The sequence below is a fragment of the Aeromonas sp. s3 genome, assembly GCF_040907805.1.
Lineage (GTDB): Bacteria > Pseudomonadota > Gammaproteobacteria > Enterobacterales > Aeromonadaceae > Aeromonas > Aeromonas dhakensis.
The window spans coordinates 81,980-96,666 of record NZ_JBFOCQ010000013.1 but is presented as its reverse complement, the minus strand read 5'-3'; the positions used below and the strand labels follow the sequence as shown (position 1 = coordinate 96,666).

13 protein-coding genes are annotated in these 14,687 nt (G+C 63.7%); 2 read left to right on the top strand and 11 right to left on the bottom strand.

Features of this window, described 5'->3' with window-relative positions:
• The first annotated feature begins 84 nt into the window (after positions 1–84).
• Positions 85–1,212 carry an HPP family protein gene (locus tag AB5Y98_RS07370; protein WP_368231626.1) on the top strand — a complete coding sequence of 376 codons (1,128 nt, stop codon included), beginning with the start codon at positions 85–87 and terminating at the stop codon, positions 1,210–1,212.
• Positions 1,213–1,343: 131 nt separating this feature from the next.
• On the opposite strand, the gene AB5Y98_RS07365 is transcribed toward AB5Y98_RS07370, so the two are convergent.
• The 3 genes from AB5Y98_RS07365 to AB5Y98_RS07355 form a co-directional block, all read right to left on the bottom strand.
• The gene (locus AB5Y98_RS07365; protein ID WP_368231625.1) at positions 1,344–2,597 is read right to left on the bottom strand and encodes a D-amino acid dehydrogenase; all 1,254 of its coding nucleotides are present in this window, start codon (positions 2,595–2,597) and stop codon (positions 1,344–1,346) included.
• A gap of 151 nt (positions 2,598–2,748) precedes the next feature.
• Positions 2,749–4,269 carry a cryptochrome/photolyase family protein gene (locus AB5Y98_RS07360; RefSeq protein ID WP_368231624.1) on the bottom strand — a complete coding sequence of 507 codons (1,521 nt, stop codon included), beginning with the start codon at positions 4,267–4,269 and terminating at the stop codon, positions 2,749–2,751.
• Complete coding sequence (locus tag AB5Y98_RS07355; RefSeq protein ID WP_368231622.1) at positions 4,269–4,433, bottom strand: DUF2256 domain-containing protein; 165 nt, start codon at positions 4,431–4,433, stop codon at positions 4,269–4,271. The genes AB5Y98_RS07360 and AB5Y98_RS07355 overlap by 1 nt, the downstream gene beginning before the upstream one ends.
• A gap of 470 nt (positions 4,434–4,903) precedes the next feature.
• Here AB5Y98_RS07355 and AB5Y98_RS07350 point away from each other — a divergent pair, with 470 nt between their 5' ends.
• Positions 4,904–6,289 (top strand): tryptophanase, encoded by a 1,386-nt coding sequence (locus AB5Y98_RS07350; protein WP_368231621.1) that lies wholly within the window; start codon positions 4,904–4,906, stop codon positions 6,287–6,289.
• A gap of 107 nt (positions 6,290–6,396) precedes the next feature.
• On the opposite strand, the gene pbpG is transcribed toward AB5Y98_RS07350, so the two are convergent.
• The 8 genes from pbpG to nrfB all read right to left on the bottom strand — a co-directional run bounded on the left by pbpG (position 6,397) and on the right by nrfB (position 14,681).
• Positions 6,397–7,317, bottom strand: coding sequence for a D-alanyl-D-alanine endopeptidase (gene pbpG, locus AB5Y98_RS07345; RefSeq protein ID WP_017787192.1), 921 nt, complete (start codon positions 7,315–7,317; stop codon positions 6,397–6,399).
• 402 nt (positions 7,318–7,719) lie between these two features.
• The gene (locus AB5Y98_RS07340; protein WP_368231620.1) at positions 7,720–8,175 is read right to left on the bottom strand and encodes an NUDIX pyrophosphatase; all 456 of its coding nucleotides are present in this window, start codon (positions 8,173–8,175) and stop codon (positions 7,720–7,722) included.
• 137 nt (positions 8,176–8,312) lie between these two features.
• The gene (nrfF, locus tag AB5Y98_RS07335) at positions 8,313–9,503 is read right to left on the bottom strand and encodes a heme lyase NrfEFG subunit NrfF (protein ID WP_368231619.1); all 1,191 of its coding nucleotides are present in this window, start codon (positions 9,501–9,503) and stop codon (positions 8,313–8,315) included.
• Positions 9,500–10,087: a DsbE family thiol:disulfide interchange protein gene (locus tag AB5Y98_RS07330; RefSeq protein ID WP_368231618.1), complete on the bottom strand. Its 588-nt coding sequence runs from the start codon at positions 10,085–10,087 to the stop codon at positions 9,500–9,502. The genes nrfF and AB5Y98_RS07330 overlap by 4 nt, the downstream gene beginning before the upstream one ends.
• Complete coding sequence (gene nrfE, locus AB5Y98_RS07325) at positions 10,084–12,045, bottom strand: heme lyase NrfEFG subunit NrfE (RefSeq protein WP_368231617.1); 1,962 nt, start codon at positions 12,043–12,045, stop codon at positions 10,084–10,086. The genes AB5Y98_RS07330 and nrfE overlap by 4 nt, the downstream gene beginning before the upstream one ends.
• 321 nt (positions 12,046–12,366) lie before the next feature.
• A complete protein-coding gene (gene nrfD, locus AB5Y98_RS07320) occupies positions 12,367–13,320 on the bottom strand; it encodes a cytochrome c nitrite reductase subunit NrfD (protein ID WP_368231616.1) in 954 nt (317 codons plus the stop codon).
• Between the two features lie 90 nt (positions 13,321–13,410).
• Positions 13,411–14,091, bottom strand: coding sequence for a cytochrome c nitrite reductase Fe-S protein (gene nrfC, locus AB5Y98_RS07315; protein ID WP_043170753.1), 681 nt, complete (start codon positions 14,089–14,091; stop codon positions 13,411–13,413).
• On the bottom strand, positions 14,088–14,681 hold the full coding sequence (gene nrfB / locus AB5Y98_RS07310) for a cytochrome c nitrite reductase pentaheme subunit (protein ID WP_368231615.1): 594 nt from the start codon (positions 14,679–14,681) through the stop codon (positions 14,088–14,090). Before nrfB ends, nrfC begins: the two co-directional genes overlap by 4 nt.
• Positions 14,682–14,687 lie beyond the last annotated feature (6 nt).

Below are 14,687 nucleotides of genomic sequence, written 5' to 3'. Positions count from 1 at the left end.
AGATCGCATCTCCTGGTGGTATTTGCCCGCGGTATGTCGTTAAAATCGCGCATTTGAAATGAATGTTATCCTCGCAGGAGCCCCATGCAGTTCAGGGATTTCTTTCCGGTATCCACCAATACCAGTCTCAAAGAGAGTTGTTACGGCGCCTTGGGCGCCTTCGTCGGGCTATTGGGAACCGCCCTCTTGTGCCGTGGGGGGCTGGGGCTTGAGGTCCATTGGCTGATCGCCCCCATGGGGGCCTCCGCCGTGCTGCTGTTTGCGGCGCCAGCCAGCCCGTTGGCCCAGCCCTGGTCCATTCTGGTGGGAAATGGGGTATCAGCGCTGATGGGGGTGCTGAGTGCCAGCCTGGTGGCGGATCCGGCGCTGGCGGCGGCCCTTGCCGTGATGCTGGCCATCGCCGCCATGTTGCTCACCCGCAGCCTGCATCCCCCTGGCGGCGCCGTGGCCTTGACCGCGGTCATCGGCGGCGAGGGGATCCGCCAGCTCGGGGTGGGCTATGTGCTGCTGCCGGTGCTGCTCAATTCGCTGTTGTTGCTGCTACTGGCGCTCTGCTACAACCGGCTGCTGGGGCGCCGTTACCCCAACAGCGGTCAGGCCCGGCCCAACCGCCATCAGACCGCCGATCCCCAGCCGAGCGAGCGGGTGGCGACCCAGGCGGCGGACATCGACTTTGCGCTGGAGAAGCACGGCGAGCTGCTCGACATCAGCCGCCAGGATCTGCAGGCGCTGCTGCAGGAGGCCCAGCTGCACGCGCTGCGAGGACGGGTGGGCACGGTGCGGGTGCAGGAGGTGATGTCGCGGGATCTGATCCTGATTGAGGCGCAACAGCCGGCCATGGCGGCCTGGCAACGGCTCTCTCACCATCAGGTCAAGGCGCTGCCGGTGGTGGACGAGGCCGGCCGGCTGAGCGGCATCATCACCCTGCACGACCTGATGATCGACCGGGCACTACAACAGCCGCGAGGCGCCGCGGATCTGGCTGAGCTAAGGGTCGCAGACCTGATGACCCGCAACGTGTCGACCGCCCGCCACGATCAGCCGCTCTACGATCTGGTGGGTGCCTTCTCTGATGGCGGCCTGCACCACATGCCGGTGGTGGATGGCGAGCAGCTGGTGGGGATCCTGACCCAGTCGGACATGGTGGCGGCGCTGTTCAACCTGGCGCTGCACCCGGCGCAGGGTGAAACCGGTGCATCGGTCAGTTCATAAGAAAGGCTCCTCACGGGGCCTTTTTGTTGTCTGTACCTTGGCACTGCATGGCTGGACAAACCGAACAAGGTCAAAACAAGAGGGAGTGTCAGGCACTCCCTCGTTGGGATAAGAGAGACGGAGGACAAGGCTCAGCCGTAGCGGGCCAGGGTGAGCCCTTCATCGCTGATGGCGGTGTCGCTGCCGCTGATCAGATCGCACAACAGCTGACCCGAACCGGCCGCCATGGTCCAGCCCAGGGTGCCGTGGCCGGTATTGAGCCAGAGCCCAGGGATGGGGCTTGGGCCCACCAGCGGGGTGCCGTCCGGCGTCATGGGGCGCAGCCCGGTCCAGAAGTCGGCGCGGCTGATGTCGCCCCCCTCGGGGAAGAGATCGCCGACCACCATGGCCAGGGTATCGTGCCGTTTCGGGTTGAGGGCCAGGTTGTAGCCTGACAGCTCCGCCATGCCGCCGACCCGGATCCGCTCGTCAAAACGGGTGATGGCCACCTTGTAGGTCTCGTCGAGCACGGTACTGCGCGGTGCGGCATCTGGGTTGATCATCGGCAGGGTGAGGGAGTAGCCCTTGACCGGGTAGACCGGCAGCTCCAGCCCGAGCGGGCGCAGGAAGCCGGTGGCATAGCTGCCGAGGGCACAGACGATGGCGTCGGCCTTGAAGCGCTGCTCGCCGGCCCGCACCGCCACGGCGCGTCCCTGTGCCAGCTCGATCTCGTCGATGGCGCAGTTGAACACGAACTTGACCCCCAGTCGCTGCGCTTCTGCTGCCATGGCCTTGGTGAAGCGGAAGCAGTCGCCGGTCTCGTCCCCCGGCAGGCGCAGACCGCCCACTATCTTGCCGCGTACCCGGGCCAGTGCCGGTTCTGCCCCTTCACAGCCAGCGGCATCAAGGGACTGATAGGGCACGCCGTACTCTTCCAGCACCTCGATATCGCGTTTGCTGGCATCGAGCTGGGCCTGACTGCGAAACAGCTGCAGGGTGCCGAGCTGGCGCCCTTCATAATCGATGCTCAGCTCGTCGCGCAGCAGCTTCATGCAGTCGCGGCTGTATTCGGCCAGACGCACCATGCGCCCTTTGTTGACCGCATAGGCCGCCGGGGTACAGTTGGCAAACATCTTCAGCATCCAGCGCAGCTGGAAGGGATCCGAGGTCGGTCGCACCGTGAAGGGGGCATGCTTTTGCAGCAGCCACTTGGCGGCCTTGAGGGGAATGCCGGGGGCCGCCCAGGGGGCCGCGTAACCGGGGGAGATCTGGCCGGCATTGGCGTGGCTGGTTTCAAGGGCCACTCCGTCACGCCGTTCCAGCAGCGTCACCTTGTGACCCGCCTTGGCCAGATACCAGGCGCTGGTCACGCCGACCACGCCACCACCGAGTACCACTATGTCCATCTTGTCTCTCCTTGACTGGGGCCCTCACCTTAATCAGCCGCCACAGGATATTCAACTGGTGTAGATATAATTGGGATATATATCTATTTACATTTATTTAACTGGTTTTCAATGTTGAAAAGTGTGGACTTGTTGGTATTAGCTGTGGCAGTCAGAGCTGCTCCAGCCGGATCAGGTACTGCTCCGCCGTCGCCAGAATAGCTTGCTGCTGTTCGGCGGCCTGGCCATCCCAGTTGGCATAGGGCAGGGCGAGGCGAGGATTGCTGCCAAGTTTGTCCCGGTTGCGCCATAAAAAATGCCAGTAGAGGCTGTTGAAGGGGCAACTCCCGTCGCCGCTGCGGGCCTTCACCTGGTAGTGGCATCCCTTGCAGTAGTGGCCCATCCGCTCGAGATAGGCGCCGCTGCTGGCGTAGGGCTTGCTGCCCATCAGGCCGCCATCGGCAAACTGGCTCATGCCGCGGGTGTTGGGCAGCTCCACCCACTCGATGGCATCCACATAGATGCCGAGATACCAGGCATCCACCTCGTCAGGATGGATCCCCGCCAGCAGGGCAAAGTTGCCGGTCACCATCAGCCGCTGGATATGGTGGGCGTAGGCGTGATCCAGAGACTGGCCAATGGCGTGACGCATGCAGGCCATGTTTGTTTCGCCGTTCCAGAAGAAACCGGGCAGCGGCCGCTCGGCCCCGAGAAAATTGCTGCGCCGATAGTCGGGCATCTGCTCCCAGTAGAGGGCACGCACAAACTCGCGCCAGCCGAGGATCTGGCGGATAAAGCCCTCCACTTGCGCCAGGGTGATGGTGGCCTGATTGGCCTGCCAGTGGGCTTCGGCGGCGCGGATCACCTCGAGCGGGTGGAGCATCTTGCTGTTGAGGGAAAATGACAGGCGGCAGTGAAACAGGCTCCAGCCTCGCTCGCTCAGGGCATCCTGATAGCGGCCAAAGTGTGGCAGGCAGTGCGCCAGAAAATGGGCAAGCAGCTCGCGGCTCTGACGCCGGCTGATGGGCCAGGGCAGTTTGCTGGCATCCGCCTCGCCGATGGTGCTGACCCCGTGACGGGTCAGCATGGCATCGATGTCGCTCACCTCGTTGGCAAAGGTGAGGGGCGCCGGGAGCGGCTGGCTCGCTGGCAATTTGGCGCGGTTCTCATCATCAAAGTTCCAGCGCCCGCCAAGGGGTTGGCCGTGCTCATCGAGCAGCACCCGGTATTGCTTGCGCAGGGCGCGGTAGAAGAACTCCATCCGGCTGTGGGGATAGCGCTGCCAGCCATCGCGGGGAGTGAGAAAATGTTCGCCATCCACCTCGGTGGCAGGGATGGCGAGGCCAGCCGCCCATGCTTGCAACTGGCTGGCGAGGCGCCACTCATCCGGGCTCTGCCAGGCGAAGCTGTCAGCCTGATGCGCTTCGAGCTGGGCCGTCAGCAGACCGGGCAAGTCGGGCCAGCGGGCGCTCTCATCGAGGGTCAGGTAACAGACGCGGTGGCCAGCTTTTCTTAAGGCCGCCGCGAAGGCGCGCATGGCGGCAAAGAAGGCCAGCACCTTCTGGCGATGGTGGAGGCAGTAGTCGGTCTCCTGGCGCAGCTCTGCCATCAGGTAGCAGACCGCCGGGTCCGGCGTGCGAAACCAGCTGTGACTGGCGTTCAGCTGATCGCCGAGTACTAGGCGTAGCTCCATCAGGCTGGCTCCTCATTATGTTGATGGCTACGGAGACGAGCGTGTCGACAGCGCTCGCTACAGTAGCGAACCTCCTCCCAACTGCGTGCCCACTTGCGCCGCCAGCTGAAGGGGCGTTGGCAGACGGGGCAGGTCTTCTCGGGCAGATGGGGTTTGCGATGCATGGGTCTTCCGATGAGTGGCAAGGGGCGGCGTGAACAGGGTCAAGTCACCGGGATAACAGCTTAACGAAGCGGGGTGCTGGGGGGATCACTGTCGCCTGTATCGAGTCCGCTGAATGGGCGCTTTGTGAGCAGACGCACAACCCGTTGACACTCAGATTGTTTGCATGGCAACCAGTTGTTAACTTGGCGAGGCTGCCTGCTGGCAGCACCCATCAATGGATCTTATTGGCCACCGACTGGTTACAACCGACATGGAGGGGAGTGATGCCAATCGTGACAGCTACGCCCCGGGCAGCCTGCCTGCTCGCCCACTGGTACACCCGGGATCCCATTCTGACCCTCGACTTTCCTCACCGCTGATTGGCGGTACCCGCCGTTTGAATTTGTCAGCCGGACGACCCTGATCGCCACGGCCTCTTTGCCAATTCCAATTTCAAACACACTGGCGTTGCGCCGGTGAGGAGTCTTTTATGCGTCGTATACCCGAACCGTTTCGTATCAAGATGGTCGAGCCCATCAAACAGACCACTGGCGCCGAGCGCCGCGCCGCCCTCGAGGCCGCTGGCTGGAACCCCTTCCTGCTGCTGGCCGAAGATGTCTACATCGATCTGCTGACCGACAGCGGCACAGGTGCCATGTCCGACCGTCAGTGGGCCGGCATCATGATGGGGGACGAGGCCTATGCGGGCAGCCGTAACTTCGTCGAGCTGGAGCGCACGGTGCGCGAGATCTTTGGTTACCAGCATGTGATGCCCACCCACCAGGGGCGCGGGGCCGAGCAGATCCTCTTCCCCGAGCTGGTCAAGCGCTGCCAGGGCAAGGCGCCGGTCTTCATCTCCAACTACCACTTCGATACCACCAAGGCCCACGTGGAGTTGGCCGGTGCGCGGGCCATCAACCTGCTCACCCCGAAAGCCCTCGACACCACGGCCCCTTACCCCTGGAAGGGGGATTTTGATCTCCCTCGCCTGAGCGACACCATCGAAACCCTGGGGGCCGCCAACGTGGCCGGCATCATCATCACGGTGACCTGCAACAGCGCAGGCGGCCAGCCGGTCTCCATGGCCAATATGAAGGCGGTCTCCGCGCTGGCCCGTCGCCACCATATTCCGGTGGTGATCGACGCCGCCCGCTTTGCCGAGAACGCCTGGTTTATCAAGACGCGGGACCCGGCCTATGCCAAGCGCAGCATCCAGGAGATAGTGCGCCAGATGTTCGCGCTGGGGGATATCTTCACCATGTCGGCCAAGAAGGACGGGTTGGTCAATATCGGCGGGCTCTGTTGTTTCAAAGAGGATCTCGAGCTGTTTCGCGCGGTGCAGGTGCGCTGCGTGGCGATGGAGGGCTTTGTCACCTATGGCGGCCTCGCCGGACGGGACATGGCGGCGCTCGCCATCGGCCTGCGCGAGGGGATGGATGAGGAGTATCTCACCTATCGCATCAGTCTGGTGGCTTATCTGGGTGAGCGGCTGGCCGAGGCGGGGATCCCCATCCAGACCCCCACTGGCGGCCATGCGGTGTTTGTCGATGCCAAGAAGCTGTTGCCCCATATTCCGGCCGAGCAGTTCCCGGCCCATGCGCTCGCTTGCGCACTCTATCTGGAAGGGGGCGTGCGCGGGGTTGAGATAGGCTCCCTGCTGCTCGGGCGCGATCCCGTCACCGGCAAGCAGGAGGCGGCGGATTTTGAGCTGTTGCGGCTCACCATTCCGCGCCGGGTCTACACCCGGGATCACATGGACTATGTGGCCGACTGCCTGATCGCGGTGAAAGCGCGGGCCAGCGACATTCGCGGGCTCACCTTTGACTACGAGCCGCCGCTGCTGCGCCACTTTACCGCGCGGCTCAAGCCACTCTGATCGCCTGCACGTCGGCGCCGTAGCCAGCAGGCTTGGCCACAAGGCTCAACAACAAAAGCCCCCGCACCTTGGTGCGGGGGCTTTTTTGGCGATCATTGCCGGGAGCCTTACTGGCTGCTGAACAGCTTGGTCCGGGGGCTGGACTGGGCGGTCAGGCTCATGCGACCGGAAGTCTCCAGCCAGGATTTGATCCGTTTGGCATCGGCCACCCGGGCGTTGGGGGTGTCGGCGTTGAGCAGCACCATGATCACCGGCTCGCGGTTGATCTGGGTGGCCATCACCAGGCAGCGCCCCGCCTCGCGGATGTAGCCGGTCTTGGAGAGGGAGATGGGCCAGCTCCCTTCGCGCACCAGCCGGTTGGAGTTGAGGTAGTGCAGCTGACGCTTGCCGTTGCGCACCATGCGCTCCTCGGTGGAGGAGTATTGGCGAATAAGCGGATAGGTGGATGCCGCCGCCACCAGTTTGGCCAGATCGTGGGCGCTGGAGACGTTGCGAGGGGTGAGGCCGGTACTGTCGGAGAACTGGGTGCTCCACATGCCGAGCATGCGGGCCTTGGCATTCATCGCCTCGATGAAGGCGCGCTGGCCACCTGGGTAGTTTCTGGCCAAGGCCGAGGCGGCGCGGTTTTCCGACGACATCAGGGCGATGTGCAGCATGTCGGCCCGGCTCAGGCGCGAGCCCACCGCCAGCCGCGACCCGGTGCCCTTGAGCCTGTCCACGTCGGCCATGGTAACGGTCAGCATCTCGGAGAGACGCTGGTTGGCATCGAGCACCACCAGCGCCGTCATCAGCTTGGTGATGGAGGCTATCGGCATCACCCGGTTGGCGTTGCGCTCGGAGAACACTTCACCGGTGCGCGGGTTGGCCACCACGAAGGCGGCGGAGCTCAGCGCCAGATCGTTGCGCTGCTCCAGAAAGCTGTTGGGGGAGTGGGACTGGGCTGAAAACGGATTGGCCTGGGCGCTCTCCATGCTGACGGGAACGAGGAAGGCACCGAGCAACAGGGTAAGAAAAGGGCGAGTAATCATGATTTGACGCTACCGTACGGCTGACAGGGATATTTGGCTAAGTTATATGACGGTAATTGACGCTTCACAACGTCTAATGGCCCGATATTTCAATTTTATGGGATGGCGCACCTTGAAATAACGGTAATGAGCGCTATGAGCGGCCTCATACGAGTAATGATAGGGTTGGTCGGCGTGAGAAACATGGCTGCAGTGTGCGGCTGGTGGCGCCCTCTTGCCGTCAGATGATCGATCTTTTAGCTGTCTCTGCTGCCTGCGTCACTATCTTCACTCATTCCTGGTGATCATCTCTGTTGAAAACGGCCTGATCAGGGGCGGCAACATGTGCTGATGGCGGCCATGGCCGGCAGCGGATCACCGCAGGATCAAGAAGATAACGAGAGGGCTCCTGGCATTTGCACGCTATGGCGTCATGGCCACCCGCATCAGCGCCGAGGGGCTGTTTTCGACAAAGTAGTGCCAGAGATGATCGTAGAGTGCCTGCTGGCCGGGGAAACTCACCAGTGCCTTGGCCTCGGCCAAGGTGCACCAGCGATATTCGGTATGCTCGTGATTGAGGGTGACCAGCTGATTAGGCGGGCAATAGACCACAAAGACCGGCACTACCTCCACCGTATTTGACACGCTTTCATAAAATTGTTCCAGATAATGGGCTGTGTATAACTCGCAAACCCTGATACCCGTCTCCTCGCCAAACTCGCGAATAATGGTCTGCCAGCCGGTTTCCCCCGCCTCGACCGTGCCCGCCACATGGCACCAGAAACCACCCTTTACGCGCTTCATCACCAGCAGCTTTTTTTCACCATCAATCGTTGAGAGGGCGACACCGGAGACGGTTTTACAGCGAATGGGGATCATGGGAGTGGCTCCAGAAACAGGTTCAATGGACGCCTATTGTTCGGCCACCGACGGGAGGTTGGCAAGTGATTTCCCTGCCGGCGGCGCCTGTGCGGGCCAAACGTGACAGGGGCATTCAGCCCCTGTCACGCGTGCGGTCAGCCTCCCATCATGCGGGCGGTCTGGATCGCTTCGATCAGCGCGGCCCGGTTGATGCGGGGTCGCTCTTCATCGAGCAATTGTTGCCAGAGGGCGATGGCCTGGGAGTAGCGGCCGTGCAGGAAGTGATCGGAGGCGAGCAGCATCAGGGCGCTCACCTCACCCTTGTCCTGCTTGAGCGCGCTATCGAGCAGGCGCAGCGCCTCCGGGGTCAGCTGTTGACCCGCCTGGTAGTAGAGCACGGTGGCCTGGGCGGCCTGGGTCGCCGCGCTGGCGCCGCCCTCCAGCAGGGCGAGGCGCTGGTAGGCGAGCAGGGCGTTGGCGTACTCGTCCCGATAGAGATAGAGCTGGCCGAGCGCCGCCCAGCCGTCGAGATCGGCGGGGTTGGCTTGCAGGCGCTGATGCAGGGCGCCCAGCTCCTTGTCCTGCAGATCCCGCGGGCTCAATCCCGCCAGCGGATCGGGGCGCGACTGATAAGCCTGCCACGCCTGATAGCGGCCGGTGCCGGCATAAATGCCGGCTATCAGCGCCAGCAACAGGGCCCCAAGCAGTATCCATGACCGCAGCCTAGGCTGCGGACGAGCGGTGCGGTCCCTGGTCAGCCGGTCGCGCAGAGTTTGCTCGGCGGTTGGGGTGGCGTTGGCGAGACGGGCCAGCTCCAGCTCCCGGTAGAGGCGACTGTGGGGGGCCAGCCCCGCCTGCTGCTCGGCCATGATCAGCCGGTTCAGCTCGGCCCTGGGGTCGTGGGCGAGCATCCCCTCGGCTCTGTCGCCGACAAGCGGCACCCGCGCCGGTTGCCGGCGATGCAGGCTCCTGCGCAGGCGATGGAGCGCCAGCAACAGCAAGAGGGCGGGGCCGCCCCACAGCAGCGCCGTGCTGGCTTTGAAGGGGGGATCGTAGCGCACGAAATCGCCGAAGCGCTCCGTCATGCGAGCGATCACCTGCTCATCAGACTGTCCCTCGTCCACCCAGCGATAGACCTCGAGCCGCAGATCCCGGGCGATGGGGGAGTTGGACTCCACCAGGTTCTGGTTCTGACACTGGGGGCAGCGCAGGGCGCGGGCCAATTCCTGAGCGCGGGTCTGCCGCTCGGGGTGGCGAAACTGATAGGTGTCGACCCCGCTGGCAAGGGCCCCGAGGCTCAAGGCCAGCAAGAGCGGCGCGATCAGGGCGTGGACGAGACGGCTCATTGCTTGCTCTCCTGCACTTCTCTCTCCACTTCTCTCTCCACTTCGGGCTGGCTGGCGGTGTTGCTGCGGGCCTTTGCAAGCAGGGGGGCAAACTGGCGTTGCCAGATCTCCCGGGTGAGCAGGCCGGTATGGCGGGTCAGCAGGGTGCCGTTACTGGCGAAGAGATAGGTCTCCGGCGTGCCGTAGACGCCGAGCTCCAGCGCGAGTCGGCCGTCGGGGTCGGCCAGCACGGCGCGATAGGGGTTGCCCGCCTCGGTGAGCCAGGCGCGAGCAGCGTCTCCCTTGTCCCGATAGTTGAGGCCATAGAGGGGCACGGTACTGGCCAGCTCACCCAGTAGCGGATGCTCGGCGCGGCAGTTGGGGCACCAGCTGGCCCAGACGTTGAGCACGAAGGGCTCCCCCTTGAGCGCCGCAGTGTGGATGGAGGGGCCACCAAGCAGATCGTCACTCTGCCAGGCAGGCAGGGTGCGCCCGGCGACTGCCTCATCCTGGCTGTAGGGGTTGTTGCCAAGGCCGAGCCAGAGCAGGGCACCGAGCCCCAGGGTGAGCACGAGCGGTACGAACAGGCGCAGACGGGCGTTCATAAGGACTCCTGTTCAAGTCGGGGGTAGGGGGCGGTAGCTGGCGCAGGATGGCTAGCCAGCAGCGGCCGGCGGGCGAGCAGGCGCAGGGTGCCGCCCGCCATCATCAACAGGCCGCCGAGCCAGATCCAGCGCACCAGCGGCTTGTAGTGCAGCCGCATGGCATAGGCGCCGGGCCCCATCTTCTCGCCAAGCACCACGTAGAGATCACCGAGCATTCCCCACGCGATGCCGGGCTCGTTCATGTTCATGGTGCGTACGCTGTAGTGACGCCGCTCCGGCGTCAGCCGCGCCACCTCTTTACCGTTCTTATGCACGCTGAGAGTGATGCGTTCGGCGGTGTAGTTGGGGCCGATGATGGGCTCGCTCCCCTCATAGCGAAACTCGAAGGCGCCGAGCCGATAGGGCTGGCCTGCGGCGAGCACGGCGCCCCCCTCCTGACTGTGGTGACTCACCTGCGCAATGCCGAGGGCGCACACCGCCACCCCGAGGTGGGCCAGCAGGCTGCCGAGCCGATTGAGGGTGAGCTCACGCAGCGACCTCGGTTGCAAGAGAGGGAGCAGCAGGCTGGCCATCAGCCAGAGGCTCAGCACGTTGGCCGCAAGCCCCAGCCAGCTTGCCCGCAGCGGCTCGGGATAGGCGAGGCTCAGCAAGGTGCCCCCCAGCAGGCCGAGCAGGCATGGGAGCAGCACCTTGATGCGGCGCTGGGCTGCTAGATGTTGCCAGCGCAGGCGCGGCAGCTGGGTCATCAGCGCCATCAGGCAGAGGGCCAGCGGCACGAAGATGGTATTGAAATAGGGGGCGCCCACCGAGAGTGAACCCAGATGGAGTGACTGGAACACCATGGGGTAGAAGGTGCCGAGCAGCACGCTGGCGCAGGCCACGCTGAGCAGCAGGATGGCGGCGCCGAGCAGCCCCTCTTTTGACAGCAGGCCAAAGCGGGCATAGGGGGCGCGAATGTCCGCCCGCAGGGCAAACAGGGTGAGGGCGCAGGTCAATAGCAAGCCGAGCAGCAACAGCAGGGTGAGGCCGCGGCTGGGGTCCACCGCAAAGGCGTGTACCGAGGTGAGCACCCCGGAGCGCACCACGAAGGTGCCGAGCAGGCTCAAGGAGAAGGTAAAGATGGAGAGCAGCAACACGGCGTGGCCGTAAGCGCCGCGCTTCTCGCACACCACCAGGGCGTGCAGCAGGGCGGTGCCGAGCAGCCAGGGTAAGAGGGAGGCGTTTTCTACCGGATCCCAGAACCACCAGCCGCCCCAGCCGAGCTCGTAATAGGCCCACCAGGAACCCAGCACGATGCCGGCGGTGAGAAAGACCCAGGAGCCGAGCGCCCAGGGGCGGCTCCAGTGGGCCACGGCGCCATCAAGCCGACCCGAATGCAGCGCCGCCATGGCGAAGGCGAAGTTGACCGCAAAACCGACGTAACCGAGATAGAGCAGGGGGGGGTGGATGATAAGGCCGATATCCTGCAGCATGGGGTTGAGATCGCGCCCCTCCAGCGGCCCCGGGAACTGGCGGTCAAACGGGCTGGAGAAGATCAGGGTATAGAGGCCGAACAGCCCGACGATCAGCCCCATGATGGCCAATACCCGGGTGCGGATCAGCGGATCGACCCGCTTGGAGCAAAGAGCTACCAAAGCGCCCCACAGCCCCAGCGCAAAGACGAAGAACAGCATGGAGCCCTCGTGGCCGCCCCACACGGCTGCCAGCTTGAAGCCCAGAGGCAGGGCGCTGTTGGCGTGCTGGGCCACATAGACCAGGGTGAAGTCATCCTGGCCAAAACAGCTGGCAAGCAGCAGCAGGGCGGCCCCGAGCAGGAGCGCGACCAGAAGGGCCAGCGGTGTTGCGCAGCCGAGCAGCGGGCGTGAGGCGAGCCGCAGCCCCAGCCAGGGCAGCAGCCCTTGCAGCAGGGCGAGCCCGGTCGCCAGCAACAGTGAGAGATAGCCGAGCTCCGCCAGCACACAACCTCCAGTCAATCATTCGTCTATGTTATGCCGCAGCGTCTGCACCGTACCGGCGCTGGGGGATAACATCCACATTTCTGGCAACAATCAATCGCAACAACTCATCGCAACAAATAAGCGCCAGTCACCCTAGGGTGGCTGGCGCTTATCTCCAGCTTTCAATAACCGGTTCACGATCCGTCGCGAGAGGTTGTCAGCAAGGTAAAGAGCAGCGCAGGAACCGGAGTGTATGTGAATACATGAGCGCTCTTAGTTGCAAACACGCGAGCAGCACATGAGCCTTGATCACGGCCTCGCAGCAGGAGCGTGAACGGTTTTTTAAACTACTGTCATCTGGCCGGCGTATAGCACGAAGTAGCGCAGCAGCAGGATCCCCACCAGGGTCAGACTGCAGACCAGCACCAGATAGCCGTTTTTGGCCCGCAGCGGTGCGGGGGCCAGCAGGGCCAGCAACTGGGGCAGCAGCATACCGATGCCCACCACCCCGAGCCAGAATACCTGAGCCCAGAAGCCGCTGCCGATGGCGGCCCACATGGCTGCCTCCTTCTGGCCGCCACCGAAGTAGAGGCCGGTAAAGAAGCAGACCAGCAGCAACACCTCCACCGCCAGCACCGGCCGCTCGAAGCGATGGACAAAGCTCACCCCCTGGCTGTGATGGTTCTCCTTGAACAGGGTGACCGCCAGCAAGATGGTGGAGGCGATGCCAGAGCTGACGCCGGAGATGAGGAACAGCACCGGCAGTACCGGGTTGTTCAACAGCGGATAGGTCTTGAGCGCCGACAGCAGAAAGCCGGTGTAGGCCCCCAACAGCACGGCAAGCAGCAGCAAGAGCGGCGCCAGCAGCTGCTCGAAGCGGGCGAGCCAAGCGATGAGATCATCCACAAAGGCGAACTTCTCTTGCAGCAGGTGCCTGCGCAAGGTCTCGATCTCGGAGCGAAACACCACCGCCAGCCAGGCGAACAGCACCGCCATGTAGACCTGAAACAGCATGACCCCCATCGACATCACGGAGTCGAACTGGTAGTGGAACATCAGCTTCCAGAAGGTCCAGGGGCGGGCCAGGTGGAAGATGAGGATCAGTAACCCCAGCACCACGCTCACCGGCGCCAGGATGGCGGTCGCCTTGATGATGCCGCTCTCGCTGCCGGCCCCCTTGCGGCGCAACAGCACCGAGAGGGTGGTGGCCCCGGCGGAGATGCCGAGCAGGAACAGATAGATAGCGATCGGCCAGTCCCACACCAGAGAGGGGAAGTGAAATGCGTCATGCCACATGGTCATTCCCTCCATCGGTTATTGCCGTGGTAGATGGCGATGGGTCACATCCCCAGACAAGTGAAGGGAAGTGAAACGCCGCTTGCATGGTCATGACTTTATCTCCCCTTTGGGCACGCGGTACATCTTGGGCGAGGTGCCGAGTGCCTGCTTGTAGCGATAGGTGGTCTCCTTCACCAGCCGTTTGGCGATGGGACTGTCCGGGTCATCCAGATTGCCGAACACCAGCGCCTTGGTGGGGCAGGATTCCACGCAGGCCGGCTCCTTGCCCGCCGCCAGGTTGGTCTTGCGGCAAAAGTCGCACTTGTCGGCAACCTTGGTCACAGGGTTGATAAAGCGCACCTGATAGGGGCAGGCGGCCAGACAGTACATGCAGCCGACGCAGAGATCCGGGTTGACGTCGACGATGCCATCCTCCTTGCGGATATGGGAGGCACCGGTCGGGCAGACGTGTACGCAGGGGGCATTGTCGCAGTGCTGGCAGGACTTGCGAAAGAAGTGGTACTCGGCATCGGGGAAGGTGCCGATGGGGCCGGAGCGGATGATCTCGAGGCGCGAGACCCCCTCTGGCACCTGATTCACCTCCCGGCAGGCATCCATGCAGGCAGTACAGCCGATGCAGGCCGTCTCGTCGTGGATCATGCCAAAGCGTACCCCGTCGATGGTCTGGCTGTGGGCGAGGGTGGTGGCGCCGGCGCGCACGGGGCCCGTCATCATGATGAGGGCCCCCGCGCCCATCCCCGCCATGAAGTGACGGCGAGAGCAGCTCATTGTGCCTCCTTGCCCGAGGTGGTGTTCGCCTTGGCCGCCTTGACGGCCTCATGCTGCTTGCTGTGGCAGTCGACGCAGAGCTTGATGCGGGACTTCTCCGGAATCGCCACCATGGGCTCCTTGGCCGGGTGCAGCTGGTGGCAGCTGGTGCAGGTGAGCTTGGTGGCGTGCACGTCGTGGGCCCAGAGCGCTTCGCGCAGCACTTTGGGCTCGTGACAGCTCATGCAGACCCCGTTCTGCTCGGCGATGGGGTAGCTCTCGGTACTCTGTTTGTTGTTGAAGCTGTCGCTAAAGCGCATCACGTCCTTGACCCCTTCCCTGTGCTTGGGGGAGGGCTGACCATGGCAGTTGGTGCAGGTGACCGGCGCCAGGTTGTTGGGGTTGGTCGCCTGACCGTGCATGCCGTGCATGCCGTACTCCTGTTCCTTGTGGCAGTCGGTACAGGCCTTGTCGGCACTGCGCAGAAATTCCACTTCATGTGTAGTCGGTGCCGGGGCGGTTGCCGCATCGGCGGCCTGGCCCTGCAGGCTGGTCAGCAGCATGGCTGCCATCAGCATCAGTCGTAAGAAATCCATCGTTAAATCACCCATAGGAAG

Bases quoted from the DNA above. Each gene is read 5' to 3' on its own strand.
- AB5Y98_RS07370 (WP_368231626.1), top strand. From the start codon at position 85: ATGCAGTTCAGGGATTTCTTTCCGGTATCCACCAATACCAGTCTCAAA.
- AB5Y98_RS07355 (WP_368231622.1), bottom strand. From the start codon at position 4,433: ATGCATCGCAAACCCCATCTGCCCGAGAAGACCTGCCCCGTCTGCCAA.
- AB5Y98_RS07330 (WP_368231618.1), bottom strand. From the start codon at position 10,087: ATGAACGCCCGTCTGCGCCTGTTCGTACCGCTCGTGCTCACCCTGGGG.
- pbpG (WP_017787192.1), bottom strand. From the start codon at position 7,317: ATGATTACTCGCCCTTTTCTTACCCTGTTGCTCGGTGCCTTCCTCGTT.
- AB5Y98_RS07350 (WP_368231621.1), top strand. From the start codon at position 4,904: ATGCGTCGTATACCCGAACCGTTTCGTATCAAGATGGTCGAGCCCATC.
- AB5Y98_RS07365 (WP_368231625.1), bottom strand. From the start codon at position 2,597: ATGGACATAGTGGTACTCGGTGGTGGCGTGGTCGGCGTGACCAGCGCC.
- nrfB (WP_368231615.1), bottom strand. From the start codon at position 14,681: ATGGGTGATTTAACGATGGATTTCTTACGACTGATGCTGATGGCAGCC.
- nrfC (WP_043170753.1), bottom strand. From the start codon at position 14,091: ATGAGCTGCTCTCGCCGTCACTTCATGGCGGGGATGGGCGCGGGGGCC.
- AB5Y98_RS07360 (WP_368231624.1), bottom strand. From the start codon at position 4,269: ATGGAGCTACGCCTAGTACTCGGCGATCAGCTGAACGCCAGTCACAGC.
- nrfF (WP_368231619.1), bottom strand. From the start codon at position 9,503: ATGAGCCGTCTCGTCCACGCCCTGATCGCGCCGCTCTTGCTGGCCTTG.
- AB5Y98_RS07340 (WP_368231620.1), bottom strand. From the start codon at position 8,175: ATGATCCCCATTCGCTGTAAAACCGTCTCCGGTGTCGCCCTCTCAACG.
- nrfD (WP_368231616.1), bottom strand. From the start codon at position 13,320: ATGTGGCATGACGCATTTCACTTCCCCTCTCTGGTGTGGGACTGGCCG.